A 25,870-nucleotide genomic window follows, 5' to 3' on the forward strand; every position below is an offset into this window, starting at 1 on the left:
CTCTCTTGTCCCTAGCAAACCTCATCTTTTACACGGTAACGTTCCCAAGGATCCTCTGGTGCATTTGATGAAATACTCTCTTCCAATGGAAAAGGGTCAACCTTCTCGTAGCCTATGTGCAACTCCGCAAGCTTGCGACCAGCTTGACTGAATGCCCAGAAATCTGATGCAAACGGAATTCGCGGTAGTTCACGGCGCAAATCCGAAGCAAAGCGTTCACGATAGTCTGATGCGTGAAGCACGCCATAGACGTAATAGAAAATATCTTCCTTTGTAATGGAGGTGTCCCCATATTGCTCTTGAAATGCTCTAAGTGTTTCATCCGTGATTGCATAGTCTTTTGGAGCAATCAAATCAAGCGCAACCTGAACCTCCACATCGCCGTCTTCCCCATCATATACGTAAAGCGGAAAACATTGAGTGGTCCCTACTACATGAAGATCTGGCAATTCATCCGTCACCAAACATGTGAAGTTCCGATTATCTCCGGGTGCTTGTAGAATAATCACCTTGTTCTCCGCATCTGGACGCGGGAAAAGACGCAGTTGTTGGTAGATCATATCGTTAAAAGCGCGATCAAAATACAACCAGCGCTTAGAGAACGGACGGTACAACGCAATTCGAATCGCATCCGGCCGAAACCTATGAATCGCCCCCCGTGTAGCATCACGCCGCAAGCCACGGCTCCAACTAATTTGGCTGGGGTCGTTTAGTTGTTCGTTGATACCTCTCCTAACCTGACTGTTGTATACCGCAATCATTCTCTGCATATTATTCGCGACCGTTTCATGAGAAAAATTGTACACCCATGCGTCACGACTGGTTGCCACACCCCTTGAACGAATGTTAAATATTCGATGCTCACTTTCTGCTTGCTCTCCACCAAGCGGCATAAGCGACACGAATTCATCTGACCGTTGATGAATCCAATCCCCTGCTTCATTAGGTGTGATGCGAGTCCATGGTACACCTTGTACATCTCCGAACGCCTTGACTTTCGCGAGTTTCTCTTCACGGCTTAGATAGTCACCAATGTCGTGATAGAAAATCTCTGCGGGCCCAACGTGGGAGTCGTCTTTCACCAGCACAACGAGGCATACGGCAGCACGACTCCCTTGAGAAAATACATTATCACCCTCCCGTCTCCTGAGTTCGCCTTGCGTTCTAGCATTTCCGCGAAGATTGATTAGATAAATCGCCGCACACTCGTTTGCGAGTTCCTTGCGCATCCCGTCCATGGCATTGCCGTCGATCCAGCCAGCGTTGGTCACGAACGCGACCACGCCTTGATTCCCCACTCGGTCCATTGCCCAGCGAATTGCTCGGATATAAGCGTCATAGAGGCTGTTCCTATTTCTTGAAGACGTTTCAGCCGCAAACGTGCTTCGAATTCTCTCATCCAACCGTTCGTATTGCAGATTTTGGTTAGCGTCGTTTTCATCTCTTTGTCTTGAACGCCAAGGCGGATTTCCCACCACAACCGTAATCGAAGCATCACGTTGAGTACGCATCAACTCAGTGTAATCGTCAGCGAAAAACTGCGTACTCCAAGATCCGTGCTCCTCTTGAAGTTGGAATGAGTCAACCCACAGCACTGGCAGATTCCAGCCGGGGTCTTCGCCGGTCATTTCTCGAATCGTCCAACGCAGGTTCGTCAGAAGCATGTAATAGGCAAACAATTGAACATCGTTCGCCCAAAACTCTCTGGCCTGTAACTTCCGAAGTATCGTCTCCTTATCCCAGCGTTGCAACATCAGAGCAGGGAACGTTCCAGTGCCCGCAAATGGGTCAATGATCGTCACGCCTGACGAAGCCGTGGTCTTTCCAAAGTGCTTTTGCAACACGACATCGACGCTCTTCAGAAGAAAATTCACGAGCTCAACCGGCGTGTAAACAATCCCCAAACGACTCGCTGCTTTCGGAAAGACGGCCTTGAACAGCATTTCAAATAACAGACGCAAGAAATCTTGTCGTTCCTCGGGAGTGCGAATGCCCTGTGCGCGAATACGAACACTTACATAAAACTCCTCTAGCACGTGTCGCTCGCGGTCTAAAAAAGGCGCGAAAAGCCCCTCGGTGACTTGCTCGAAGGACCTCGCGACTGGAGTTTCCGTGAGATCGTCACCGGGAAACAACGACGAAAACACCGGTGCCATGATCCAATGCTGAACAAGGAAATCCTTAGCATCCTCTTCAGAAATGTTGGGATGTAGAACTTCCCGCAGTGCCGTAACGTAATTCTGAAAAGCAGCCTGAGCTTCCTGATAATGCTCGATCGGAAGTGCACCCAAAATCGTATCAAGTTGTGTCCGCAGGCGTCGCGCAACTTCCTCCACAGTCGCAGCAAAGACACCAAAATACGAACGGTTGTTAGCCGGTGCCACCAAGCGCGTCGTAATCGTCTTTCGGATCTGTTCTTCAAGCTCTTGTGGTAACCCAAGGTCAAATCTTATTTGAACCGTATTTGACGGTTCGCGGTTGCTACCCTCATGCGGAGACAACAACTCACGAATATATACATCCACCGCAGTATCGATGGCGCGAAGCGCGTTAATGATTTGGACAAGAGTACGGAAGTTCTCTTCTTGCGGCAGCAAGAGTGCTTCAATCTGCTCTTCAGAAATCGGTGCATTAGGTTCCAACCTATCAACATTCAAAACGATCGGGACCAAAATTGTTCCGACCTTGTTGGGGCGATGCGGCGGCTTACGCACAACTCGACCGATCGCTTGGATCACATCTACCCTGCTCTTTCGTGGCTCCAAAAACACCACGGCGTCCAAGTCGGGAACATCGATACCTTCGGTGAGCACTCTGGCATTCGTAATAAGAACGTGATCTACAGAATTCCCTTCGCGATCCGTCAGTGTTTCAAGACAGCGAAGCAACTTTGCTCGCTCACGCATGGACATCGTGCCATCCATGTGTGCGACAAAAACTGGGCGTGACATTCCGAAGCGTTTCTCAAGCTTGTTCCAAGTATCCACAATCGCTTGCGATTTCGCTCGCGAATTGACAAAAGTAATGAGCCGTTGTAGAGGCGGCTGAATGTCTTCATCCATGAGCGCTCTGGACAAAGCATACGCCCTGACCAAATCTGGAACTTGAGGAGCGTCTGTTTCCTGCACCCAATCAACGAACATCTGTTGTACTCTTCGCTCGCTAAAGAACATTACGCGGACGCAATAATTTGCCAAATACCCCTCTTCAACGCCTCTACGAAAGCTATATCTGAAAAATTCGGGTCCGAACGTTTCAAGATTGTCCATGCCATAAGTCCGCAGTCCTTCACGTTCAAGTCGATTTCGATGGGCTTCGGTAAAGAGGCGTGGCGTAGCTGTCAAATACAATCGACGATGTGCATGAATCCGATCATCGTCATGGAACATCAAAAAGTCAGATGGATCTTCCTCTTCTTCATACGCCACGCCTGTCGTCCGGTGCGCTTCATCCGCAATGGCCACACGAAACTCAGGCAAACCTTGCTGTTGGGCATCTGCTACGACGTGGAGGGATTGATAAGTGCTTACCACAACGATGATTGCGTCATCTACGGGTTGAGCGGCACGAACCAACTCTTCATGATTCGTAGTTGGTGGGATAATCAGCGAAATGTCTCCTGTGTCCTCGTCGCGCCCCACCCCTCGGTCGGAAGTTACGGCAACAAAACGAAGCTGCACCGTCGCGTCGCGCTTCCAAGCTCGTATCGTCTGATTGACTAAGGCGATTGAAGGTGCGCAGAAGAGAACAAGGTCTCCTGGTTGTGCGAAACGTTCAACAGTTCGAAGCGCCACTAACGTCTTTCCCGTCCCTGGCGGCATAATGCACTTTCCACGATCGTTTGCTTCCCAGCCAGAGAGAATGGCTGCAACGGCTTCCTCTTGGTATGGACGCAGACTCACCGGCACATGGCGCGTCATTGCTTCAGACGCTTGCCAGGTGAACTGTTCCCAATCTATATCGGCAGTTTCAAAATCCTCCCCAGTCCAAACAGCGATACCACGTTCTTGACAGCGGGCTTCCGCCGTGCGGGTAACGCCACCAACTGCAACTACTAAGAACTTCGTGAACGAAAACCGCGGTGACGTTGCGGACGCAACAAACGTCGAAAGTTCACGCCAGTCCACCGGGTCACGATGGTCCTTGGATTGGATTGCCCACAAATGGTGCTCAGTGTCTTCAGCCACCAAATCGATACCTTCGTCTTGCTGAGAACGCTCTGGTTGCGTGTCCATAATCCAATCTCGATATGTCTTAACCCACACAAACCGGGCACCTGGGTAATGCCCGTCGCGCAGGAACGCAAGCAAAAATCGTTCGAATAAGCGCCCGCGCTCTTGTGGAGACGACGCCTCATTCTGCAAGTTTTCGTATTGCTCCCAAAACCCCATCTTGATCACCCGTTCAACACCTTGGATTCCAAGCAAATCTTGTGCTTTCTTCGATATTCGAATGCGAACTTCCTTCTTGATTGGCTAACCTCCGCCTCATCCGCGACGCCGGAGTACAAATGCACCACGCTTTGCTGCAAACACCAGTGTGTCCATGAGAATCGCCCCTCCGACATAGAGGGGCGGCGTAAGACAAAATGAAGCCACGGATTGATCCCACACCTTCTCCGGCAACAAGCATATACATCAATCAGTTAGGCAAAACTGGTGATGGTAAATGATGAGGTGTGGAATGATGAACTTTCACAGGAAGATCGCCAAGAAACATTGCGTCTCGCCAGCAGACGATACTATGATAAGGGCAGCCCTAGCGAAACGGAGGGAAGCGACATGACGGCGATCCTCAAGGAATTAAATCATCTTGAACTTCCTCCTTCTGTGGTTCGGGAACTTGGATTGTCGAACGACTGGAAAAGCAAGATCGATCCTTCGTTCGCGAAAAAGGCCATAAAGACAGCTTTGAAGTACGAAAAGGCTCTCAAGGAGTTGTCGAAGCATTAAAACGATCCGTTATCTGTCAGTCGAGGAACTTGTATTTCTGCATTTTATCGCTGCTCATTTTTATGATAATTACGAATACGGCGGCACAGTCGCCCAACCCGCCTTAGACTTAGCAGTTCTTCCTCCAGATCCACGTCCAGGCCATACGCACGAAGGTCAAGGCCAAACGCCTCAAGCGTGTTCCGCAGCGAGTTCAGCATTTCGTAGTACGCAATGACAGCGCCACCTTCGTACTCGTTAGATGGCTGTCGCACCCGCTTGCGCTGATGCTGTCGTGCATTTTCCAACATCTCTCGAATCCATTCTTGCAGAATAGCTTGCTCGATCGACATGTGATCGCCTCCCTTAACCTTGCCCTCCATCCCCCACTGGGATGGAGGTGCACCTTATGTCCATCCTGCGTCCCTATCTCCTTTGGCCCGGCGGAAAGTCCCGGCTTGTCCCACTCCTGCGCAAACTTCTCCCGCCCGGTCGTCGCCTCATCGAACCGTTCGTCGGTGCCGGCGCGGTGTTCCTGAACTTAGATTATCCCGAGCACCTGCTCGGCGACGTCAACCGCGACCTGATCCTCGCGCACCAGATGCTCCAAGCGCACGGCGAAGCGTTCATTGAGGCCTGCCGTGAGCTGTTCGTGCCCGAGAACAACACTCCCGAGCGGTACTACGAACTGCGCGATGAGTTCAACAGCACGGCGGATCCGTGGCACAGCACGGCGGATCCGTGGCGCAGAGCGGCGCTCTTCGTCTATCTCAACCGTCACAGTATCCACGGCTTGATCCGATACAATCGACACGGTCGTTTCAACGCACCGTTCGGGTATCGGAAGAGAATCTACTTCCCTGAAGCGGAGATGCGCCACTTCGTCGAGCGGTCGAAGCGAGCGGCATTCGTCCACGCCGACTTTCGCGACCTGATGAAGCAAGCGCGCCCGAATGATGTCGTCTACTGCGATCCGCCCTACGTACCGCTCTCCGACACGTCGAACTTCGTGGAGTATTCGCCAGGCGGCTTTTCGTGGTGCGATCACGAGGTGTTGGCCGACTACGCTCGGGCACTTGCAGAGCGCGGCGTCACCGTTGTGATCTCGAATCATCGAACGCCTGCGGTCGAGTCCTTGTATCGGGGCGCGGAAATCCACGTCGTCGAGGTACCAAGAAATATCGGGAGTCAGCATCGGCAGACGGCGCGTGTGGTCGAAGAGTTGATCGCGGTCTTTCGAGCATTGTGAGTTGCAGAGTGCATGGATATGTTTTACACTCGCGTTCGAGCGCAAGCTCAATTCCCGCCCGCACACGTGCGTATTCGCAGAAACGCCGCGCCAGTCCCCTAAAGAGTGGCGCGGCGGAATCGTTTGATTTAGAACAACGCCTGTCCGTCACGGCCTCGCCGAGGAAACTCGTTCGATCTCCTCGATGATTTGTTGTGCCGTCTTCGTGATCCGTTCGAGGCTCGCACGCAGTTTGCGCTTGTCACCGTCCGACCAAGCCCATACATAACCGACCGAATAGTCACTCGTGTCGAACCCAAACGCCGACGCCACGCAGTACGCGACCGCCTCCGCCTCGATCTCCATCTGCTGACGCTCGGGCGATGGTCCGCCTCCCTCAACAACCGTGAACCGATCGTCGAAATCGGCATGCATCAGCGCATGGGCGTATTCGTGGATCAGCGTCTTCGCCTCCTGATCCGGCGACAACCCGTCGGACAGGCTGATCTTTCGGTCCTCTAGGTGGTAGATACCGTTCGCGCCATGCAGTCGCTGTCGCGATTCGTAAGAAACCGGGATCCCCTTGCTGCGAATCACACTCATCAGCCGATCCCGGAGCTCCACATGCCGATCGCCTTCGATTCGCTCATCCAGCACCGGAATCGGTTCGCCATCTGTCTGTGAGATGTCGAACACCGTCACTGTCTTGAACCCAACGAGCTTTTGCTTAAGGACAGGTTCACCATTCTCGTCCAACACCGGATTGCCGTGTTCGTCCTCTTCCGGCACCTTCTTGATCAGCGGTGCCAGGATGCTGATGCCCCGCTCGCCGCGCATGACGTGGCGCCCGAACTCCTGCCACTTCTTGTAGCCCATGACGCACGACGCGTTCGGGCGTTGAGCGTAAATCAGCATGACATTGTGAAAGCTGTACCGCGGCACGCGCGCCGCAAACTCCAGGTAGCGCTTGAATTGCTCGCTGTCCTGGAACGTGTCCAACAACGCGTTGAGCCGCTCGAACGCCTCCTGCACCTTCGGGTTCCGGCTGTGCGTCACAAACGCGCGCTGCTCCGTCGCCTCGCCCTGAGCGTCGTCCGGATTGTCCGCCGTCGCAGGCCCACCGAGTGGAACTTCGTCCTCCGTCTCCACCGAAGCAGGCGGTGCGCCCGTCTGCGCCCACTGCGCGGCACTGGACTCATTGAGCCCCAGCGCTCGCGCCCGCTGATACAGTTCGCGATTGGGACCGTGATACGCTTCGTTGACATACTCGGCCGCGAGATGCTTGGGCACCCGCGCTGCGGCCAGCCGAAGCTCATCAGCAGAATACGACTCCAATGGCCTTGCTTGTGGCGCAATCGCCTCCAGCGCCCCATGCGTGCTGATGATGGGTGCCTGTTCGTCCGGAATGTCCGGAGACACCAACGGGCGCTTCAAAAAACGTTGGACACGCTCGTCCGACATGACGTTCCAGCCCTTCGGCACACGTCCCGTCCAACCGACCTGACGCAGCAACCACTTGGCGCACACCGGTCCTGCGCCGCGACGAATGCTCGGTTCCGCCCGCAGTGTGCGCGTGCAACGAACGCAGTTAGTCATGGAAAAACCCCCTTCGACGAGAAAGTGCTCTCGTGAGAAAGGGGCTTGCAGGGCAAAATTTGCCCAAAAGTCGTGTCTCCAGTTCCTCGCCTCTATTGCTGAAGCCGTACTCGCGAGTAACGTGAGGCAACCCGGACAGCAGGAATTCCCGATGCCGAGCAGGAACATCCGCATCCATCATCATTCGCTTGGCCGCCGTGGCGGTAACACGCGCAAACTGCGGCGTGGCAACCACCGCATTGGAAGACGGACTGTGAGTCAACGTCGGCGCATCAACTCGATCTCCCGCATTAAAGAGACGCTGCACCCGCTCGTCCAATGACGCGGAACATCCCCGTGGCATCCGCCCCTCCCCCCCGACTTGTCGCAACAACAACTTCGCGCACGCAGGCCCAGCACCGCGGCGAATGCTGGACGGTGAACGAAGATGGCGACCGCAACGCACACACGTGGACATAAAAAATCCCCTCCCACGAGTCGGTCATCGATTCATCAACTCCTGCAACACCGTCAGCTTCCACCGAATCGCGTACTTCGTCGTCGATACGTTCTTATCGGGACGGAACACCTCTACCGGTAACAGTTTCGCATACGGCTTTCCGGCGTCCGTCAGCACCCACGCCCGCGCCGCCTCGTCCCATCGTTGCAATCCGGCTTCGGCGAGCAACCGATTCATGCGTTGCGCCGACACGGGCGGCGACATCCGCTTGCCGAGTTCCGTCGGCGAAAACGTCTCGTCCAGGTCGTCGTCGCGAATGTGCCGCTTGTACTCGCTGAGATCGACACCGAACTCGCGCTCCGTGTGCGACAACGCCAAGAGCGTTGCGGTGCCGTCGGACAACCCAATTAGTTTTCCAAGCTTCTTCTTGTAATTGACAGTCGAGTAAACCTCACGCCACGAAATGCGCCTGACCGCTCGAGCCACGATGTGCGGTGCTTCAGCGCGCGCCCCCTCTTCGACGTTCAGCAAGTACGTGCGCACCGTCTTGGCAACCTGGCTGTCCCGAAGAAGCATACCGATGCGGAGAATGGCGCGGCGGGGAATCAGCGTTAAGGTTCGGATTTTCGACGACAAACCAAAACTTGCCTGGTCCTCAAAGGACCTAGCAAAATCTTTCAACTCCAAACCACTGAGCACCTTCAAACCGTCCGATATCAACTCGTCTCGATGGTCCTTAATGAGTGACTTGATCGCCTCAACGCCCACCTCGTAGTAATCAGCAACCATCTCAACCGTCGCATGCAGATCATCCGGCAACAACACCAGCGCCTTGACCTTCTCCAGCACATCCGTCCTGTCCGCCAGTCGATCCCGCAGTTCGCGAACCTCCAACAGCAGATCCGTGTTCACGTTCATCGCCTCCACGACGAAAGGGTCTTCGTCTATGGGGCGTTTGTAGGGCAAAAACGTCATCTGGACCACACGACTGTAACCCGCGTTTCCGAGCCTTGGTCAATCTTGAGCTCCTTCGGATGTCGGAACGTCTGGAGGCGCTGTTGAGTGCCCGTCAAACACGGTACCGTGCCATAAAATGAACACCGCCGCGCCCTTGCCTTCCTTGGAAGCGACGCGGCGAATTCAGCCTTCTTGCGTACCTTCAAATCCCGAATCCTCTGTGCATGGCTCAAAACCTTCCGGCAACCGAAAACCGCCGCGAAGCAATGCGATCCACGCACCATCCGTCATCGTGCGTTTTTCGCGAAAGACAACCACACGTGTGTTCGACCAAATTGCTAACACATTTGCAAAAACCCACATTGGATTGTGTAACCACAAGAAAATCGACAACCCGTTTGCCAGCAGTCCTCCACGGTACACCCACAGCTTCTGCTTAATGGGAATATCAAAGCAATACGTTCCTGGGCTTGTACTTCCGCCAGTCGGAATCCATCGGACCTCAAAGCCTTTGATTCGAAATACCAACGGTCCAGAGCCAATGACCATCCGCTTTGTTGGAACACCAAATATTCGGCGGAATACGTAGTGCCCCAGCTCATGAACAAAAATTAGAATGTGAGATATAAATGGTAACGATACTGCAACAACAATCCAACCTTGCTGTGTGTGAGGCAACAGATCCGATATCAAACAAATTAGACCTGCTAACAATCCCTTCAGTCCACTGCTCATATCCTCTGCTTCCTCAGCCACCAATCTTCCCAGACGACCACATGCGGAAAGATCACCACAGCCAACATCTCAAGTCGGTTGCCCTCCTTTTTTGCGAAACGCAAATCTCCCAGCGTACGAACTGGCCGCCCATGCCCACAACATGTACCCGATCACAAGGACTTGGATCGGCACGAACACCGAAAACGCCAACCCCAGGCATACGGCTGCCGTGTACCCTGCACCCATCAACGCGCCGAACGGGTCGCTGACCGATGGATCGTTGCGGCGTAGCGACAGATACCAGAGATACGACAAAACCAGATAACCCATCCCGGCCAGCACACGCCATGCGACTGCCACATGGAAGTAGTGCGAACCGACGATCACGGCACCAATGACGACGTACCAAGCGATCAGTTCGAGCACCATCAAGCAATCCCTCCCTACAAGGAGGGCGTTGCAGGGCAAAAAATCGCCGCGCCCCTGCCACCTCCGGCAAGCTGCGCGGCGACTCTCCGCTTTCTTATTCGGCACCACCTGCGTCTGCGGCTTTCGCAACCACATCCCTCGCGAAATCGTCGGATCCAGTCCGCCTTCGCGAACGCGCTTCGCCCGGCGGTTGCGGGCTTTGCTCATCGTCTTCGCCTCCCGGCCATCCACTCCTCATTTAGTGAATCTGTTTCTGAATTTCCCGCGCCTCCTCTTCCGACAGCCCGGTCAACTCCACTACGTCGGACACAGAAGCACCTTTGCGGAACATACGTGCCGCAATTTCCTTGCGCTCTTCTATGCGTGCTTCTTGCTCAATCTCCTTCAACAACTCCGTCATCTCCAACACTTTCCTCAAACGCGCCTTTTGCTCTTCCGCCAAAACCCGTCCGCTGAACCCCAAAATGAGCGCCGCCAAATAGTCCTGCTCGTTCCGATCTGGTACCTTCTGTACAGTTTCGACAATCTCCTCAAACGCCTCGCCCCGTGTCCGCCGGTCAAATCGCATGTGGAACGCAAACGCCAGCCGCACTCGGTCTTCCGCAGTCCACTCGTGTGTGGCCAAGTGCCGTTTCACGGTCTCTAGCACGCCGTCACCGTCCAGCCGGTTCAGGTATACGTTTTCCACAGCATAACGCAAGCTACCTGCGTCCAGTTCCGACGGCGCTTCCTTGACGTCGCCCGTGTACAGGATGACGGTTCGAACCTGGCGCCTATAGCGCTCCGCGATCGCCAGATCATACGCCGCAAACCGATAAAACGCCGGTTCTCGCGTCGTCTGAAACTCAAGATGCAACAACGCCCCGTTCGCCAACTCCAACATGATGTCCGTGAATTCCTGCCGCACTTCGACCTTCGGAATCTCCGTCGGCAACGCACGCACGACGTGCGCATCATGAATGCCAATCACCGACAACACATCACCCGGCAACGCGTTCGTCAAGTGCTTCGCGACAATGTCATTCGCGTTCCGCGCCAGTTTCATCGTGACCTCCGTGTGATCTCAGTATACCGCCGTAGCATTAAATTCGCGACGAGGAAACGCCACGCGAAGCATCTTATCCCACCAAAGCAGGCGGGAAAGCATCCGTGATCACCTTCTCACTCCGCGCGGTGAATACCGAACATGCTCCACCCAATCGCCGCTTTCGACTCGCTCGCCATTTTGCTTCGCTTTGGCCGCCGGCATGTGATACACCCACCCGCGCAGGCCGTTCGCCAGGTCCTCGACCATCGCGCGATCGTAGAGATGCGGGTAGCCCTCCAGTCGATCCAGCGCCTTCATCCCCTCGTCCGTCACTTCGACCCACTCGCCGACGATCTCTCCGTCCTCCTCGAGGCTCACGACCGGATACGCGCCCCAGTCGTACCCCGACTTCGACAGTTGGACATAGCACGTAGACTCATGGATGGATGTGGGAACCTATTGCGGCGCGGCTTGTCGGACTTATCCACAGGCATGCGCCGCTTTTGTGGTTACATTCATTCAATGCCGATCACGTCGTCCAATCTCACGACTCGCTCACCGCCCGTGGTTCTGACGCGCAACTCCCGACCGTGCACCGGCACCCGGCCGACGAGTACCACGTCACGTTCCGGTGTAAACACCGTTACGCGCACGGCGCGTTCCTCGTGAATTGCTTCGCAGAGCGTGTATTGCAGTTCGGCCATGCGCTCCTCAGTGAGCATGGGTGGCTTCCGTCTGGAGCGTTCGCGTTGGAGCTGTGCCATGAGCTCGCGATGCTCAGGCAACATCATTCGCATGGTCTCGAAGATGTTTCCGTCTGTGTAGCGACACTTAAAAATGCAGAATAGCGGCGTGTCTTATTTTCCAGTTTGATGAGCACTTGACATGGAGAAGCGGGCATGATAGCCTGCTGACCTCGATTGGAGAAGCGTCCCCTCCGCCCCCAAATGACGCGGAATCATGCTCGCAGAGGCTCCATGTCAAGTGCTCTAATATTGGCGTTTATTAAATATAATTACTGGGAATTTGAACGTGCCGCTATTCTGCACTTTTAAATGTCGCAATACAGGGGCAGGCGGTGAGCTATTGCCTGAAGCAGTGGCCGAAGCTGGTGCGCTATATGGAAGACGGGCATTTGGAGATCGACAACAACCGGTGCGAGCGGTCGCTGAAGCCGTTTGTGATCGGACGAAAGAACTGGCTGTTCGCGAACACGCCGCGCGGCGCGCGGGCAAGCGCCATTGCCTATAGCATCGTGGAGACGGCGAAGGAAAACGGCCTGAATCCTTTTGCCTACTTGGAGTACCTGTTCGAGAAGCTGCCGAACATGGACACGGATGACAAAACCGCCATGGCCGCGTTGTTGCCATGGTCAGAGACGCTACCAGCTCATATCAGGCGCCGAAAATAAGACATGCTGACGAGCCCCGCTGCAGTTGTGGCGGGGCTTTCTGCTCCACATGGTCGACGACAGAGCGGATGCCTCGCAAGGTGTGTTCGTGTTGACGCTTACCGTCTTAGTACATATAATGACTATATGAGTAATTGTTCATGTATGAGGTGAAAACTGATGTTGGATACGAACCATGAGACGTGTTGTAATGTCGTTCATGAAGACGCTGTGAACGATTGTGTTGAACAGCTTTCCGATTCGGTCGTTGAAAGGCTATCTGAGACGTTCAAGGTACTCGCCGACCCGACACGCATTCGCATTTTGTACAACTTATCCAAGCGTGAATTGTGTGTCTGTGATCTCGCTGAGATATTGGGTATGACCCAATCGGCTGTATCCCATCAATTGCGTTACCTTAAGGCACTGCGATTGGTCAAAAGTCGCAGAGAGGGCAACACGGTCTATTATCGTCACGACGATGCCCACACGATGGGGCTTTTGCAAATGGCAATTGATCACGCCACTCACATTGGCGCTGAAAGAGGAAACATCGAATGAGTATGCACAGTCACGATCATAGACATGACCATAGTGATGCATTCCATTCCCATGTAGCAGTGGGAAAATGAAAATCGCGTTTTCTTGACGCTAATTATTCTGGTCATCGAAGCTCTTGGTGGCTGGATTTCACACAGCTTAGCGTTGTGGTCTGATGCAGGACATGTGCTGTCGGACCTTGCAGCCATTGGGCTCTCTTGGTACGCGATGAAGCAGTCCCAAAAGCCAGCGAACGAGGGTATGACCTTTGGCTATTATCGTGCAGGTATTTTGGCTGCTTTCGTCAATGGTGTGACGCTGATCTTAATAACCCTCTGGATCTTACGGGAAGCGTACGGCCGTTTTCAGCATCCGGAACATGTGACGCCAACCTGGATGTTTCTCAGCGCAGGCGTGGGTCTCGTTATGAACTTGTACCTGGGACTTGGCATGCGTCATGAAGAAAACATCAACGTACAGAGCGCGGTTCTACACATGCTTGGTGATGCAGCGGCGTCCGCAGGCGTTATTATGGGCGGCATCATTATCGCCTTCACGCGCTGGTACGTGATTGACCCGATTTTAAGCGTCTTGATCGCCTTGTTGATTGCCTTCGGTGCTTGGCGGATCGTTAGACAGACTGTCAATGTCTTAATGGAAGGCACGCCCGTTGGCATTGAAATTCCGCAAGTCGTCGATGCCATCCTTTCGGTGAAGGGAATTCAACAAGTTCATGATTTGCATGTTTGGACCATTACCAGTGGAAGAAACGCCCTGTCTTGTCATGTTGTCGTCGATGGCAAGATGACAGTTCAAGAAACGCAAAACATTTTGCGAGATGTCGAGCACAAACTCATTCACTTGGGCATCCGTCATGTGACCATCCAACCCGAAGATGCAGCCCATCCGCATGGTGATTCGATATTGTGTAAAAACGATGCCATTCATGACAACCATGACGATCATTGAGGAAGGAGAATATCAATGTCTTCACATGCTGTTTCCGTCGTCAAAAAGGGTGTCAATATCGAATTGGTATCCGTTCTTTGGATGGTCATTGAAGCGGCGGTGGCGATTGGCTCGGGCATCATAGCACACTCGTTAGCACTTGTCGCCTTTGGTGCTGATAGCATCATCGAACTGATCGCCGGAGCAGTCCTTCTCTGGCGTCTGACGATTGAAGCACGCGGAGCTAGTTTGGCGCGAGTGAATCGTGCGGAAAAAATTTCGTCTTGGGTTGTCGGTATTGCCCTGCTGTTGCTTGCGGTCTATATCGTGGTTGCATCGATCGATAAGCTTTGGACGCATCAAGGAGCCGAGTCCACCTATGTAGGAATTGGCTTAGCCATCGCATCAGGCATCATTATGCCGATCTTGTCGCGTTTGAAGAAGAAAATTGGTGTAGAAATTGGCAGTAAGGCACTTCGCGCAGATGGGGCATGCAGCATCGTATGTGCGTACATGGCTTGGACGGTGCTTGCCGGTGTTGTTTTGACTGCTCTGTTTGGTTGGTGGTGGGTTGACTCCATCGCGGCGCTGGCGCTGGTGTATTTCGTCGTCAAAGAAGGTTGGGAAGCCGTTCAGGAAGCCCGCGGAAAAGAAGGTGCCTGTGGCTGTTGTCACGATGATTGTTGCTGACTGCTCTCGAAAACGGTAACTTCATCGAGGGGCTAATGGTCGTCGGTTTTATTGCACCCGCTATCGTGAAAGGCTGATAGCCGACCCACGCTCTTAGTCAGAGGCAGCCCCGTGACGGATGGTATGAAATGCGGTACTCAACCCGCGGATATCAGACTGCTGTAGATGGCCACGATAGAATCGACATGAGTGGCCACGAAATTCCGTCAGGGAGGGGATAAAAAAGATCCGCACGCCCTTCGTCGAATGTTGTAAGTGCCAACAAACAACACGACGGATAGGAGTGCGGACCTTTGCCCCGACTTCGACACTTGGTAGTCATACAAAGTCCCACAAACCCATGGCCGATGCGGATTCGTGGGACCTGTGGATAACTCGTGGGTAGTGTCTACAGCCCTGTTGCCCTGGGTTCTACGTTCAGGACCCTCAACGGTTCCTATCCTGAATCGGCGCCACAACTTCGATTTTGATCCGATCTGGATCCTCAAAAAACACTGCATAGTGGTCCGGCCCTCCTGCATATGGATGCCGATCCTCATACAAAATCGGCACGCCGCGCATACGCAGTTGAGTAGTCAGTTCGTCAACTTGAGCTTGCGAATCGGCGTGAAATGCCAGGTGATTTAGCCCGACTCGCCGGCGATGATACTTCGGCTCTTGAAACCGTTCCTCCGTTTGCACAAATACCAAATATGTAGCGCCCTTTCTCCAACTCCGCCCGTGCTCCCAGGCTTGATATGGCGAATAACCAAAGAGTTCCAGCAGCCAACCCCAAAACTCCGCTGAACGCTTGAGGTCCGATACGTTGATCTCGATGTGATGCAAAGTCCCTGCTACCTGGTTCAATGGCAAGCCCTCCCGCGCGAAAATAAGACGGGTTATCCAATTCCACGTGTGCACTCAAAATTTCTGTCGAAAATGACGCGCGCCCGAAAGACGGGCGCGAAATGTGGGTCGTAAAGTCCATCACCCCTTGCCACCCAACCCCTGCTCCAGCGCCTCCCTGGCCTCCTCGAGGGCAGGGAGCCAGTCTTCCTGACGTAGCTCGATCCCAAGACCTTCTGCGATGGGACGAAGCAACGTGCCGACCTCCGGACGCTGAAATAGGAACGTCGCTGGACAGCCTCCGGCGAGCATGGTTTCGAGGAGCTTGTCCACGGACTCCTGCGCGTACGTCTCGTGAGCAGCCGCATGAACTTGAAGGACAATGCCAGAGGCATGGTCTACACACATCATCATTCTGGGGAACATCGGTCGCTCGCCCTCTTCGACTGCGAACGGCGCATAAAAGATGTCGACTTCCCACTCTCCCCTTCGAGTCTCTTGGCGACGGATGCGCTTCAAAATGACCTCGTCAACGCGGATCGGCGGGATCTCGGATGCCGAGAGGGTGTACTGCGGTGTTTCGGTCCAGACGTCGATCCACTCAAAGGACGTGCCGTCTTTTACCCGCCTGCGGGTCAGGATTTGGTTGGGCTGAGGCGGCTCGAGCAGGTCGGACTGCTGGCGAATGCGAGAAGCTACGACAGTGGCTTGGGATAGCGCGACCGTCAGGAGTTTCGCTTCGTCCCGCGTCAGATACCATGGCAAGTACCCTGGACGGTGGCTACGAAACACAGGCCATGCGATCTCGCCCCGGAAGCGGAGGCCGAGCTGTTTCATGACGGCACGGTCCTGCTCAGTGACATCGCGACTGCTCTCAAACTGTGTTTGTCAATCGAAAAGTTGACCACTTTGCTAATTGAAAAGTTGACCACCCCCGGGGCGGTTTCAGCGACCTGGTAGTAGGGCGTTAGCTGTCCGTCACTGCTGGGCGACGGCCCGCCGTTGGCTCTCGCGGAAGCGATAGGATTCGCCTTCGAACAGCAGGATGTGGGAGTGGTGGGTGAGGCGGTCAAGGAGGGCTGTCGTCAGCGTCGCGTCCTGGAAGACATCCGTCCACCTCGCAAACTCCAGATTGGTCGTTATGAGCAGGCTACCCCTTTCGTACCGCTCCGCGCAGAACTGGAACAACAGCGCCCCTCCCTGGGTGAGTGACACGTACCCCAGCTCGTCCAGGCACACCAAGTCGTACTTGTCCCAGGTTCGCAGGTACCTGGGGAGCCGATATTCGGATTCCGCCTGCAGGAGCTCCTGTATCAGCTGCATGACGGTGATGAACCGGACACGGTAACCGGCCGCGATGGCGGACAGTCCTATCGCGATCCCAATGTGGGTCTTACCCGTCCCGCTGGCGCCCATGCAAATGACGTTTTCCTTGGCTCGGATGAAGTCGCCCCCTGCCAGGTGCATCACTCGCTGCTTCTGCACCGTCGGTACAGCGCTGAAATCGAACTCCTGCAGCGTCTTGTGGGCAGGGAAGCGGGCCTGCTGGGTATAGGCCTGGAGTCGGCTTGCCTTTCGCGATTCCATCTCCTCAGCCAGGCAGGCGGCGAGATACTGGATGGGGGAGTGGCTGTGCACTCCCGCCTCCCTGGCCAGCGCCGCGTACGCCCTGCGTAGACCGGGCATCTTCAGCTCTTTGCAGTAGATCTCCACCATGGCCGCGTGTACATCGTCGGACATCAGTGGACCACCCCTCTCGTGAGTACATCGTATCTGGACGGGTTGGGCTGTTTGAGACGATATGCCTGTAGGCCGTCTGGTACGGCGCAGGTCTCTTGAGGTGAGGTTCGTAGCAGGTGTGCCCGAATCTGTTCGGCCGTGACCACGTCGGGGCCTATCTCCTCTATGGCGTTCAGAATGTCCTCGGCCGGCCAGAGCTGGTGCAACATCAGGATGGCGACGAAATCCTTATACCCATCTGGTCGGCTGTCCGTCATCCGGATCCGAATCCGCTGGTATACTTCAGGGAGTTTGCGGACGACCGCCGCGTGAGTGGCAGCGTGCGGTTTACGCGCCAGAACAGGCAGGTAGTGTTGGAGTTCCATGATGGTCTGCTTCCGCTCATGGCTTCTGCGGTGGCTGGCCACCACCTGGTTCTTGTCCACAACCTCAATCCGTTCCGCATACACGCGCAGGAGCAGGGTCTTACCCACGTACATGCTGGGGACTGAGTATCGGTTGTGGTCAAAGCTGACCAGGCACAGCTTGTTGACCGTGACCGGTCTGGTCGTGGCACAGCAGTGCGGGCGCTTCGGCAGTGCTCGAAGCCCTGCCCGCTCCGCTTCCCAGGCGAGCCACCTTTCGCGGCGTTGTTGTTCGCACCACCGCAGGAGGATTACATTGAGCTCCTCCAGATCCTGCACATCGGGCACGGGGACACACGTCTGGCGGCGGACGTAGCCAACGCCATGTTCCACGCTGCCTTTCTCATGCGGCTCACCGGGGCGGCAGAACTCGCTGTCAAACAGGTAGTGAGCCCGCAGATTCGACAGTAAGACATGCTCGTCGCGGGCGGGGCCGGCCAAGATCTTGGTGACCGCGGTCTTCGGGTTGTCGTAGCGGACGCTGCGTGGCACACCTCCGAACCACTCGAAGGCCAGGCGATGCCCCTCGAGGAACGCCTCGATTTTCTCAGTGTGAAAAGCGGTGGCGAAGATAACACCGCTGTATCGCATCCGCATGACGAACAGACTGACGTCCGTCTTCTTGCCCTTGATCTTGACCGTCACTCGGCCAAAGTCGGCCTGGGCCAGCTCTCCGGTGTCCGCCGTAAGCGGGACATGGGCTTCCTGCCTGGTACCCCGTATTCTAGCGACCCAGTAGCGAACAGTGGATTCAGCGGCGGTGAACTCCTCGCCATACTCCTCCTTCAGCCGCGCGTGGATTCTTGAGGACACATACCGTTGCTTCTTGGGGGCTCCCGCCTTCTCCTCCTCCCTCAGCCAGGACTCGATGACGGGGATCCATCGTTCCATAGCCGGACGGGAGCGGGGGTTGGACAGTCGATACCTGGGGATATCCGCGTCAGCCAGCATCTTGCGGACCGTTTGGCGTGATACACCCAACTGACGGCTGATCTTGCGTATCGACCATCCATCCACGAAGTACCGCTTTCTGATATACTCCTTGTCGACCATCTCGAGCACGTTCCTTTCCTCCTGCCCACCAGAGTCATTGCCGAACTCTAGGGTACAGGAAAGCGGTGCCGGGGTGGTCAACTTTTCGGTTGTCAATGTACGCCCACGTGGTCAACTTTTACGTTATCAAACACACAAACGACGCGATGAGCGCGAATTGCCCGTACACCCTCTCTTCCTCGGCGGCCGACGATAGCTCATTGTCTTGCATCAGCCGATGAAGGGACCTCCACCCGGCCTCCCCTGGAAAGACCGCCAATCCATGAAACTCGCCAAGAGCGCCCATGACGGAACAATAGCCAATCTGGCCGGTGTCAGGATCCTCGATGGCGAACAGGGCATCATCATACATCCATTGCCATGGAGCCAAGTTACGGAACTCGATAGCGGCGTCGTAGAGCGCCTTCCACTCACCCAACGAAGGTGCGTCGGAAATGATCATCCCCTCCTTCGAAAAAGGTTGTAATGTATCCTGCTTATGCGTCTTCATCACCGTGCCTGGACACAAGCGCCGTCAATTGCATTGTAACAGAAAGGTCCGAGACCAGTCTGGAGTCGGCGACGCCGAACACACGCTCAGCGCAGCACTTACAAGAATGGCAACATATGTAGTAGAAGGCCGCAATGCGTTGGCGCCAAACTTCACGCTTCTCCCGATGAGACATAGACATCTGAAAAACCTCCCGCGGTGCTTGATGAGCTTATCTTCAAGCACCGGGAGGCCGAATGCCATGTGTGGTTGGCTTTACGCTTCCCTCTATCTTATGAATGCAGCACGACTGGTTGTTAATGCATCCATCAACCACTGTGGATGCATAGTCAGCATATTGGGAGGGAGAGCCGATGGATTAAAGAACCCGACTTCTGCAGATTCTTGGTTGTCAGCTCGTATCGTCCCACCAACAACCCGACAAAGAAAACATGAGGTTATAAAGTGAACAACGTCACCCGACGGATAGCTAAACACTTGCGATGCTGGATCGGAATAGACACCGATAAGACGTTCCACAGTTACTTCAAGACCGGTTTCCTCCATGATCTCGCGCTTGATAGCTTCTTCGACAGTTTCACCCAGCTCAACATGTCCGGAGGGAAGTCCCCATAAACCATTGTCCATACGCTTCATCAGAAGCACATCACCTTGCTCATTGAAAACCACTGCTGCGACGCCTGGTTCTACTCTTTCCGGCCAGGGGAATGGTGGTGTTAGGTTAAAACAGTGGACACGGCGAATCGAGAATGTAAGAATAAGTCGATTCGAGGTGAGCCACGTGACACAAAAGTACGACAACGACTTTAAACTCCATGCTGTTCAACTCGCTTTGGAAGGCCACAAGCCAGCAAGTGAAATCGCACGCGATCTCGGGATATCTGTGAAGAGTTTGTACGGGTGGATCGCGAAGTATCGCGAAGATCCTGAAACCCCGTTCGTCGGAAGCGGAAACCTGAGACCGGAAGCGAAAGCGATGCGCGATCTGGAGCGGGAAAATCGCCAATTGCGAGAGGAGAATGAGATCCTAAAAAAAGCCATGCGCATCTTCACCAACGACCGGAAGTAGTGTATGCCTGGATCCACAAGCACCGCTCCGAATTTCCGGTTCAGAAGATGTGCAAAGTCCTCGGTGTATCTCGGAGCGGCTACTACGCATGGCGCGGACGGCCCGAAAGTCTTCGCGCCAAGCGCAGGAAGCGACGGATCCGTCGCATTCATGAGCTGTTCCTGCAATCTCGTCGACTGTACGGGAGTCCCAAGATCACAGCGCTCCTGCGTCGGGACGGGGAACGGATTGCACAAAAGACGGTCGCACGTCTCATGCGAGAGCACGGGCTTCGGAGTCGTACCGTACGCAAGTACAAAGCGACAACGGATTCGAAGCATCGTCATCCCGTGCATGAGAACGTCCTCAATCAGCGTTTTGTGGCAGAACGGCCAGGGCAGGTCTATATGGCAGATATCACGTACATCCCCACGGATGAAGGATGGGTGTATCTTGCCAGCGTTGAGGATCTATACAGCCGTAAGATTGTGGGTTGGAGCGCAGGTGCGAGGATGTCGAAAGAGTTGTGCATCCGCGCCCTGGAGCAAGCGCAAAAACACAGGCTGCAACGCGACGGCGTTGTCCTGCACCATTCGGATCGTGGGAGCCAGTATGCGTCGCAAGCGTATCAGGACCGACTCAAAGCCTATGGGATGACGGCAAGCATGAGTCGAAAAGGAAATTGCTATGACAATGCTTGTATGGAATCGTTCCACAGTGTGCTCAAGCGAGAACTCGTGTACCTCGAGAGATTTCGGACGCAGGCTGAGGCGATCCGACGGATCTTCGAGTACATCGAAATCTGGTACAACCGACAACGGATCCACGGTGCAGTTGGGTATCGGACGCCCGATGAGGTCGAGCGCCAATACTTCGAGGCGAAGTTGAAAGGTGTCGGTGCAGATGGCCAAGTGAGTGCTTGACGTGGAGAGGCGGGCATGATAGCCTGGCCGGTCTTCCAAGGGCGAGCGTGGCTCGGCTGCGGTCAAACGCGACATCATGCCCGCGGAGGCTCCATGTCAAGCACGGCCCAGGCAGCGCATCGGGCAGGAAATCTTGTACATTCTCGATTTTGATGTGTCCATTGTATTGACTCAATACCAGTAATACCGAGGAGGCGGCTGGGTATACCGCAGCCAAGCAAAATGATTCAACTCACCACGACAAGCTAAGGCGCCGTGACGGCGCTCAATAGTGCGAAATTGGCGACCAGCTCCATCTGACGATGGGGCTGGTCGCGTTGTAGTGCAAACTCGCACCCACGAACCCGCGCCACTGCTGAGGTGCTGTCAAACTTGAGGTTGACAGAAGCCATCGTGCGTGACCTCCTACTGGTTTGTTTGAGCCACACTCTAGTAGACACGCACGGTGGCTTCGTCGTCAATTTCGACGAAATTTACACCACCACTTGAGACTTTAACGCAAACCGAGTAGAGGTCCTAGCCGTTCACATCCTTGATCGGTGTATTCGATGGCCAATTCTACAACTCGTTGATCGGCTCGAGGCGTACGTCGCTGATACCGCGCGGTGAGATTGGGGATCTGTTCAGAAAAGAACTTTCGCGGACACGAGTCGTTCCTGCACTGGAAGCAGCGGACAGTAACGACCAGATTTACGACGTATGAACCGGACGGCAAGTCTTGAACAGTCCGGCGGTAAGTGCAGTGTACGGACCCTGTTGGCACACTGCAAACCGGGCAAGGGACCTGTGCACGGGTGGATTCGACCCAAACCGTGATCGTTGCTTCTTGAATGCGTACATCTACTACGTGCACAGAGTCACAATGCGGTATATAGCTTCCACAGGTACGTAGGCGGTCAATGTACAACATCTCCCGTGTGTCGGCACGGTAGGATTGTGCATTGAGCGTCTATTTGTTTACATCAAGTCTACGAATCTTTCAAATTCAGGATGTTCCTGATAGACAAATATTCGATCAAAAAACTGAGGGAGAGCCGAATCACTCCGTAATCCGCACTTGGGCTATACCTGCTAATTCCCCTCCATCTATAGCAATACTTGCCCCGGTAATATAAGCCGCATCATCCGAAGCCAAATACGCGAATAACCGTGCGATCTCTTCAGGGCGGGCATGGCGTTGCAGAGGAATCTTTTTATTCACTTCGTTCAGCATGTCGGGCGTATATTCAGCTAGTTGCATTGGAGTTAAAACATACCCAGGACACACCGCGTTCACTCGAATATAAGGGGCCAATTCCAGAGCCATCGTTTTAGCTAGCGAAATTACACCTGCCTTAGACGCATTGTAATCTGCGTAAAGTGGGTGCCCAATCACGCCATTTGTAGATGCCGTCATGAGGATAATCCCGCTTCGAGCTCGCAGCATTAACCGAGCTGCAGCTTGTACGGTATAAAATACCCCATTTAAATTAACATTCAGTACGTGATTCCACTGCTCTGGTGATATATCCAGAAACCGGGTTCTGAAGCTTATACCGGCATTCGCTATACAAACATCGACACCACCAAACTCTCTATCAATCTTTTCGAATACATCTTTAACTTGTTCAGGAGCACTCACGTCCACAACGAAACCCCTCGCAATAATAGGGTGTTCCTCCAATATACGGCTAAGCCGACAATTATCATTATCCAAGACGATAACTTGAGAGCCATGTTGAGAAAAATGGATAGCAGTCGCCAATCCAATTCCACTTGCACCGCCTGTTATAACCACACGCTTACCTTTCAAATCAGTAGCCTGCATAGGCATTCATCCTTTCTGTGTAATGTTCGCAACTGGGAATGTCGGATGTTTCTAGTATTAAGGAGCTCACAAATTCGTTAATTTTATTTTCATACGACGAAAAGTAATATTCATTAAGGAATTCAGTGATCTCTCCTACGCGTGATTTTAAAACACATGACGTCAAAACTTGAGTTAGGTGTAGCATGCCGTTCAGTAAAGTCTGGCTATCAGCACGCAACTTCAAGTCCTGATCTATAAGAACGTACCTATTCTTGACTAGAAAACTTAACTCCATTAGCGCCGCTGATGAATCAGGAAACCAATAAGGTCCCTTACGCAAATATCGTAGTAATTCTGCAAGGAACAGACTTGCAAGTACATCCGAACTGCATTTCGATAGGGCAGACCACTCAGCCGAAGTACTCAATAATATTCCATAAGAATCAGCAATAGCCTCCTGTAATGACATTGAATTCCAACGCCCCACCTGACCAACAACCTTATAAGATGTTGTAGGAAGTACTATACTATGGCCAATGTCATGCCCGCGTAACCACATCACCAGAGCATCAGTGGCCGTTTCCAAATCGAGCTTCGAAATGTCCGTTAAACCAACGATAAAGCGTCGATACAGTGGGATAGTAACCATCTCAAATCGATGTTTATAAAGGTTGGCAAACACGACAGTTTTCTTTATCCTAGCGCGTTTTACATTTTGGTCCTCAGGCAAGAAATAGGAGAAGTGTTTTGGAAACCGACTCGCCTCTCCTCCACACGCTATTAAATTGCACACTAAATATAAGGGTATGGACGATATCCCTAATTCAGAATGTGTATGTCGACGCAGCGATGGCAGTATTGAGTCAGAGAAAGCTGCGTCTGCCATAGCTATCATCTGCGTCCTGCGTTCATCGGGTATGGCCGCCAAAAATGAATGGAAGTATTGAGTCGATTTCTTAATCCATGTCGAGAGCTTCCCCAGCAAGAGAAATAACTCACGTTCCATGTACTCGCTCATTTCCGTATATACTGTCTTTTCGTCATTGACCCCGCTTAATGCACCGGCTAGACGTTCTAGTTGCTTGCGGTCGCCCGCATCTTTGATGTGTTGTGCAAGATGCATTATCTCTACCGAAGCACTCAGTCGCATCTGATGAATCACTTGTTCACTCAATTCATCTGGCAAATTTTCCAATGCCCGAATTGCGTTTGCCAACCGAGACAACTTCAAGATATACGGAACAATCGGCTGTAAAGATGAATCTATATGATCTAATCCTAAATCCATGACTGATACGGTAAACCGCTTAGAATTAGCAAGTGGCAAGAAGAATTGTTCGTCAACAACACCCATTACCACATTCGCCGACTGATGGGATTTCACCGACATAGTTTTTGAACCCTCCTACATTTCTCCGTAATACTTCGTAGTTTGTTATGAGATAGCTTTCCCCCAAATGCTGTACAACACCAGCCCAATTAAAACCCATAAAACACCATATATTGTTCCTTCTTTGGTGTTGTTCACTAACACAAACAAGGAAAGTAACACGCTTAAGACTGTTAGGATTTGATATATGCGTTTCACCCTGATTGGAAAGGATCGGTTGAAAGGCGGTAAACAAAGGAGTGTAAGGATAAATGATACTAAATATAGAAATCCAGTTCCCCCGGTGTATAGCCCTAAGTTACCCAGGATAAGAACTATAGTTTTCAGCAAGTTTACGACCAGAATGCTTACCCACGGCACTCCAATGTTGCTAGTCCAACTCAAGAACCTTGGAAAACCAGTGTTAGAACTTAGAGCGTGCAGTGTACGAGATGTAACCATAATGAATGAGTTTGTAGTAGCGACAAGGGCTATCGATACAATGCAACCAACTAAAATGGTCGATATATGATTCCCGAACACTTTAGAGACCGCCATAACCACTGGTGCGGCATTACCCGTATATGACTGATAGGGATACAATCCGACCATCACAAACACCAATGCAATATAGACAACAGATACCACCATGATAGATGCAAATATTGACAACGGAACATTCTTGTTAGCGTTCTTTATCTCCTTACTAGCAACAGCAATCACGTCCCATCCAGTCAGTGATAAAAAACCCAACAGGGAAGCGGATAACATGGGATGTAAACCGTTAGGTAGAATTGGATGAAAATTACCGATATTTATGTGCGGCAAGCCTGCGCCGAACACCAACACTAAAAGTACAAGCTCAGCTACTATTAGAGCCGTCTGAAACCAGCCACTGATCTTTACCCCTAACAAATTCATACCAGTCAAGACTACAATCAATGCGACTCCCACCGGTATCGCCGGAAGCCCTGTCATGGAATGAACGTACTCACCAAACCCTAATGTCACGTATCCACTGGCGATAATCCATGCCCCGAAATAAATCCATCCTGTAAGAAAGCTGTATCGATGACTATAGCTTTTAGCCGCATAATAGTAGGCACCACCCTCGCCTGGGAACGCTTTTGACAGGGTAATATATGAAAAACCAATCATTAGAGAGAGAAGAGCGCCAATAACAAACGATAAGATAGCCGCTGGACCTGCTTCAGATATCGCAACTCCACTGAGGACAAAAATCCCGGCACCAAGAATACCTCCAATCCCAAGGGAAGTTGCCGACAACAAACCGAGTTCTCTCTTGAAACTCATACCCGTTAATCGCTCCAATCTAT

Annotated in this window: 26 protein-coding genes and 2 pseudogenes; 7 read left to right on the forward strand and 21 right to left on the reverse strand. The window is 53.2% G+C overall.

Annotated elements, in window-relative coordinates; translation table 11 throughout:
• Window positions 1–11 precede the first annotated feature (11 nt).
• Window positions 12–4,391 (reverse strand): type ISP restriction/modification enzyme, encoded by a 4,380-nt coding sequence (locus tag TC41_RS08240; protein ID WP_014464569.1) that lies wholly within the window; start codon window positions 4,389–4,391, stop codon window positions 12–14.
• Between the two features lie 270 nt (window positions 4,392–4,661).
• Between TC41_RS08240 and TC41_RS16245 the strand changes: the two genes are divergently transcribed.
• Complete coding sequence (locus TC41_RS16245; RefSeq protein ID WP_158306726.1) at window positions 4,662–4,952, forward strand: hypothetical protein; 291 nt, start codon at window positions 4,662–4,664, stop codon at window positions 4,950–4,952.
• Window positions 4,953–4,996: 44 nt separating this feature from the next.
• Here the strand turns inward: TC41_RS16245 and TC41_RS08250 are convergent, their stop codons facing one another.
• Window positions 4,997–5,284, reverse strand: coding sequence for a hypothetical protein (locus TC41_RS08250; protein WP_193352802.1), 288 nt, complete (start codon window positions 5,282–5,284; stop codon window positions 4,997–4,999).
• A 56-nt stretch (window positions 5,285–5,340) separates the two neighbouring features.
• Here TC41_RS08250 and TC41_RS08255 point away from each other — a divergent pair, with 56 nt between their 5' ends.
• The gene (locus tag TC41_RS08255) at window positions 5,341–6,180 is read left to right on the forward strand and encodes a DNA adenine methylase (RefSeq protein WP_014464573.1); all 840 of its coding nucleotides are present in this window, start codon (window positions 5,341–5,343) and stop codon (window positions 6,178–6,180) included.
• A 147-nt stretch (window positions 6,181–6,327) separates the two neighbouring features.
• On the opposite strand, the gene TC41_RS08260 is transcribed toward TC41_RS08255, so the two are convergent.
• From TC41_RS08260 to TC41_RS08290, 8 genes are all read right to left on the reverse strand, one after another.
• Window positions 6,328–7,755, reverse strand: coding sequence for an ArdC-like ssDNA-binding domain-containing protein (locus TC41_RS08260; protein ID WP_041695224.1), 1,428 nt, complete (start codon window positions 7,753–7,755; stop codon window positions 6,328–6,330).
• Window positions 7,748–8,212, reverse strand: coding sequence for a DUF6011 domain-containing protein (locus TC41_RS16840; protein WP_237699868.1), 465 nt, complete (start codon window positions 8,210–8,212; stop codon window positions 7,748–7,750). Before TC41_RS16840 ends, TC41_RS08260 begins: the two co-directional genes overlap by 8 nt.
• Before the next feature lie 24 nt (window positions 8,213–8,236).
• Window positions 8,237–9,112: a hypothetical protein gene (locus tag TC41_RS15395; protein ID WP_237699869.1), complete on the reverse strand. Its 876-nt coding sequence runs from the start codon at window positions 9,110–9,112 to the stop codon at window positions 8,237–8,239.
• A gap of 222 nt (window positions 9,113–9,334) precedes the next feature.
• Window positions 9,335–9,907, reverse strand: coding sequence for a site-2 protease family protein (locus TC41_RS15805; protein WP_158306727.1), 573 nt, complete (start codon window positions 9,905–9,907; stop codon window positions 9,335–9,337).
• 48 nt (window positions 9,908–9,955) lie between these two features.
• On the reverse strand, window positions 9,956–10,504 hold the full coding sequence (locus tag TC41_RS16845) for a hypothetical protein (protein WP_237699870.1): 549 nt from the start codon (window positions 10,502–10,504) through the stop codon (window positions 9,956–9,958).
• 31 nt (window positions 10,505–10,535) lie between these two features.
• Window positions 10,536–11,342: a transposase gene (locus TC41_RS08280; RefSeq protein ID WP_014464578.1), complete on the reverse strand. Its 807-nt coding sequence runs from the start codon at window positions 11,340–11,342 to the stop codon at window positions 10,536–10,538.
• A 108-nt stretch (window positions 11,343–11,450) separates the two neighbouring features.
• On the reverse strand, window positions 11,451–11,768 hold the full coding sequence (locus tag TC41_RS08285) for a gamma-glutamylcyclotransferase family protein (protein ID WP_237700107.1): 318 nt from the start codon (window positions 11,766–11,768) through the stop codon (window positions 11,451–11,453).
• A 71-nt stretch (window positions 11,769–11,839) separates the two neighbouring features.
• Window positions 11,840–12,121, reverse strand: a complete 282-nt coding sequence (locus tag TC41_RS08290; protein ID WP_014464579.1) for a YolD-like family protein — start codon at window positions 12,119–12,121, stop codon at window positions 11,840–11,842.
• Between the two features lie 272 nt (window positions 12,122–12,393).
• Between TC41_RS08290 and TC41_RS08295 the strand changes: the two are divergent.
• From TC41_RS08295 to TC41_RS08310, 4 genes and pseudogenes are all read left to right on the forward strand, one after another.
• Window positions 12,394–12,735 (forward strand): annotated as a pseudogene (locus tag TC41_RS08295) (IS66 family transposase); the annotation flags it as partial.
• Window positions 12,736–12,894: 159 nt separating this feature from the next.
• On the forward strand, window positions 12,895–13,275 hold the full coding sequence (locus TC41_RS08300; RefSeq protein WP_012810500.1) for an ArsR/SmtB family transcription factor: 381 nt from the start codon (window positions 12,895–12,897) through the stop codon (window positions 13,273–13,275).
• Between the two features lie 84 nt (window positions 13,276–13,359).
• Entirely contained in the window at window positions 13,360–14,223 is an 864-nt protein-coding gene (locus tag TC41_RS08305) for a cation diffusion facilitator family transporter (protein ID WP_148260154.1), read from the forward strand.
• A gap of 15 nt (window positions 14,224–14,238) precedes the next feature.
• A complete protein-coding gene (locus TC41_RS08310) occupies window positions 14,239–14,892 on the forward strand; it encodes a cation diffusion facilitator family transporter (RefSeq protein ID WP_012810498.1) in 654 nt (217 codons plus the stop codon).
• Window positions 14,893–15,318: 426 nt separating this feature from the next.
• Here the strand turns inward: TC41_RS08310 and TC41_RS08315 are convergent, their stop codons facing one another.
• From TC41_RS08315 to TC41_RS15810, 7 genes and pseudogenes are all read right to left on the reverse strand, one after another.
• Window positions 15,319–15,717 carry a VOC family protein gene (locus tag TC41_RS08315; RefSeq protein ID WP_014464583.1) on the reverse strand — a complete coding sequence of 133 codons (399 nt, stop codon included), beginning with the start codon at window positions 15,715–15,717 and terminating at the stop codon, window positions 15,319–15,321.
• A 141-nt stretch (window positions 15,718–15,858) separates the two neighbouring features.
• A complete protein-coding gene (locus TC41_RS17390) occupies window positions 15,859–16,236 on the reverse strand; it encodes a DUF6930 domain-containing protein (protein WP_445595381.1) in 378 nt (125 codons plus the stop codon).
• A gap of 123 nt (window positions 16,237–16,359) precedes the next feature.
• Window positions 16,360–16,587, reverse strand: a pseudogene (locus tag TC41_RS17395) (DUF7309 domain-containing protein); the annotation flags it as partial.
• Between the two features lie 108 nt (window positions 16,588–16,695).
• A complete protein-coding gene (istB, locus tag TC41_RS08325) occupies window positions 16,696–17,457 on the reverse strand; it encodes an IS21-like element helper ATPase IstB (protein ID WP_014464585.1) in 762 nt (253 codons plus the stop codon).
• Window positions 17,457–18,914 carry an IS21 family transposase gene (gene istA / locus TC41_RS08330; protein WP_237700108.1) on the reverse strand — a complete coding sequence of 486 codons (1,458 nt, stop codon included), beginning with the start codon at window positions 18,912–18,914 and terminating at the stop codon, window positions 17,457–17,459. Before istA ends, istB begins: the two co-directional genes overlap by 1 nt.
• A 118-nt stretch (window positions 18,915–19,032) precedes the next feature.
• On the reverse strand, window positions 19,033–19,404 hold the full coding sequence (locus tag TC41_RS08335; RefSeq protein WP_237699873.1) for a DUF7309 domain-containing protein: 372 nt from the start codon (window positions 19,402–19,404) through the stop codon (window positions 19,033–19,035).
• A 267-nt stretch (window positions 19,405–19,671) separates the two neighbouring features.
• On the reverse strand, window positions 19,672–20,148 hold the full coding sequence (locus TC41_RS15810; RefSeq protein WP_258165043.1) for an NUDIX domain-containing protein: 477 nt from the start codon (window positions 20,146–20,148) through the stop codon (window positions 19,672–19,674).
• A gap of 37 nt (window positions 20,149–20,185) precedes the next feature.
• On the opposite strand from TC41_RS15810, the gene TC41_RS08350 reads away from it, so the two are divergent.
• A protein-coding gene (locus TC41_RS08350; protein WP_258165032.1) for an IS3 family transposase occupies window positions 20,186–21,375 on the forward strand; the annotation gives its coding sequence in 2 pieces (ribosomal slippage) (window positions 20,186–20,432 and window positions 20,432–21,375; 1,191 coding nt in all).
• A 493-nt stretch (window positions 21,376–21,868) separates the two neighbouring features.
• Here the strand turns inward: TC41_RS08350 and TC41_RS17265 are convergent.
• The 4 genes from TC41_RS17265 to TC41_RS15820 form a co-directional block, all read right to left on the reverse strand.
• Window positions 21,869–22,285, reverse strand: a complete 417-nt coding sequence (locus TC41_RS17265) for a transposase family protein (RefSeq protein ID WP_374952848.1) — start codon at window positions 22,283–22,285, stop codon at window positions 21,869–21,871.
• A 129-nt stretch (window positions 22,286–22,414) separates the two neighbouring features.
• Window positions 22,415–23,182, reverse strand: coding sequence for an SDR family NAD(P)-dependent oxidoreductase (locus tag TC41_RS15815; RefSeq protein WP_237699875.1), 768 nt, complete (start codon window positions 23,180–23,182; stop codon window positions 22,415–22,417).
• Window positions 23,169–24,554, reverse strand: coding sequence for a hypothetical protein (locus TC41_RS16250; protein WP_014464591.1), 1,386 nt, complete (start codon window positions 24,552–24,554; stop codon window positions 23,169–23,171). Before TC41_RS16250 ends, TC41_RS15815 begins: the two co-directional genes overlap by 14 nt.
• A gap of 45 nt (window positions 24,555–24,599) precedes the next feature.
• On the reverse strand, window positions 24,600–25,847 hold the full coding sequence (locus tag TC41_RS15820) for an APC family permease (RefSeq protein WP_158306728.1): 1,248 nt from the start codon (window positions 25,845–25,847) through the stop codon (window positions 24,600–24,602).
• Window positions 25,848–25,870 lie beyond the last annotated feature (23 nt).

Origin of the sequence: Alicyclobacillus acidocaldarius subsp. acidocaldarius Tc-4-1 (assembly GCF_000219875.1) — a bacterium.
Classification (GTDB): Bacteria; Bacillota; Bacilli; order Alicyclobacillales; family Alicyclobacillaceae; genus Alicyclobacillus; species Alicyclobacillus acidocaldarius_A.

Coding starts and splice junctions, on each gene's coding strand:
- TC41_RS08290 (WP_014464579.1), bottom strand. CDS start 12,121: ATGCGAATGATGTTGCCTGAGCATCGCGAGCTCATGGCACAGCTCCAA.
- TC41_RS16845 (WP_237699870.1), bottom strand. CDS start 10,504: ATGAGCAAAGCCCGCAACCGCCGGGCGAAGCGCGTTCGCGAAGGCGGA.
- istB (WP_014464585.1), bottom strand. CDS start 17,457: ATGTCCGACGATGTACACGCGGCCATGGTGGAGATCTACTGCAAAGAG.
- TC41_RS15820 (WP_158306728.1), bottom strand. CDS start 25,847: ATGAGTTTCAAGAGAGAACTCGGTTTGTTGTCGGCAACTTCCCTTGGG.
- TC41_RS08300 (WP_012810500.1), top strand. CDS start 12,895: ATGTTGGATACGAACCATGAGACGTGTTGTAATGTCGTTCATGAAGAC.
- TC41_RS08310 (WP_012810498.1), top strand. CDS start 14,239: ATGTCTTCACATGCTGTTTCCGTCGTCAAAAAGGGTGTCAATATCGAA.
- istA (WP_237700108.1), bottom strand. CDS start 18,914: ATGGTCGACAAGGAGTATATCAGAAAGCGGTACTTCGTGGATGGATGG.
- TC41_RS08255 (WP_014464573.1), top strand. CDS start 5,341: ATGTCCATCCTGCGTCCCTATCTCCTTTGGCCCGGCGGAAAGTCCCGG.
- TC41_RS16245 (WP_158306726.1), top strand. CDS start 4,662: ATGGTAAATGATGAGGTGTGGAATGATGAACTTTCACAGGAAGATCGC.
- TC41_RS15815 (WP_237699875.1), bottom strand. CDS start 23,182: ATGCAGGCTACTGATTTGAAAGGTAAGCGTGTGGTTATAACAGGCGGT.
- TC41_RS08250 (WP_193352802.1), bottom strand. CDS start 5,284: ATGTCGATCGAGCAAGCTATTCTGCAAGAATGGATTCGAGAGATGTTG.
- TC41_RS08240 (WP_014464569.1), bottom strand. CDS start 4,391: ATGGGGTTTTGGGAGCAATACGAAAACTTGCAGAATGAGGCGTCGTCT.
- TC41_RS08335 (WP_237699873.1), bottom strand. CDS start 19,404: ATGAAGACGCATAAGCAGGATACATTACAACCTTTTTCGAAGGAGGGG.
- TC41_RS17265 (WP_374952848.1), bottom strand. CDS start 22,285: ATGTTGTACATTGACCGCCTACGTACCTGTGGAAGCTATATACCGCAT.
- TC41_RS08260 (WP_041695224.1), bottom strand. CDS start 7,755: ATGACTAACTGCGTTCGTTGCACGCGCACACTGCGGGCGGAACCGAGC.
- TC41_RS16840 (WP_237699868.1), bottom strand. CDS start 8,212: ATGTCCACGTGTGTGCGTTGCGGTCGCCATCTTCGTTCACCGTCCAGC.
- TC41_RS08280 (WP_014464578.1), bottom strand. CDS start 11,342: ATGAAACTGGCGCGGAACGCGAATGACATTGTCGCGAAGCACTTGACG.
- TC41_RS15395 (WP_237699869.1), bottom strand. CDS start 9,112: ATGAACGTGAACACGGATCTGCTGTTGGAGGTTCGCGAACTGCGGGAT.
- TC41_RS16250 (WP_014464591.1), bottom strand. CDS start 24,554: ATGTCGGTGAAATCCCATCAGTCGGCGAATGTGGTAATGGGTGTTGTT.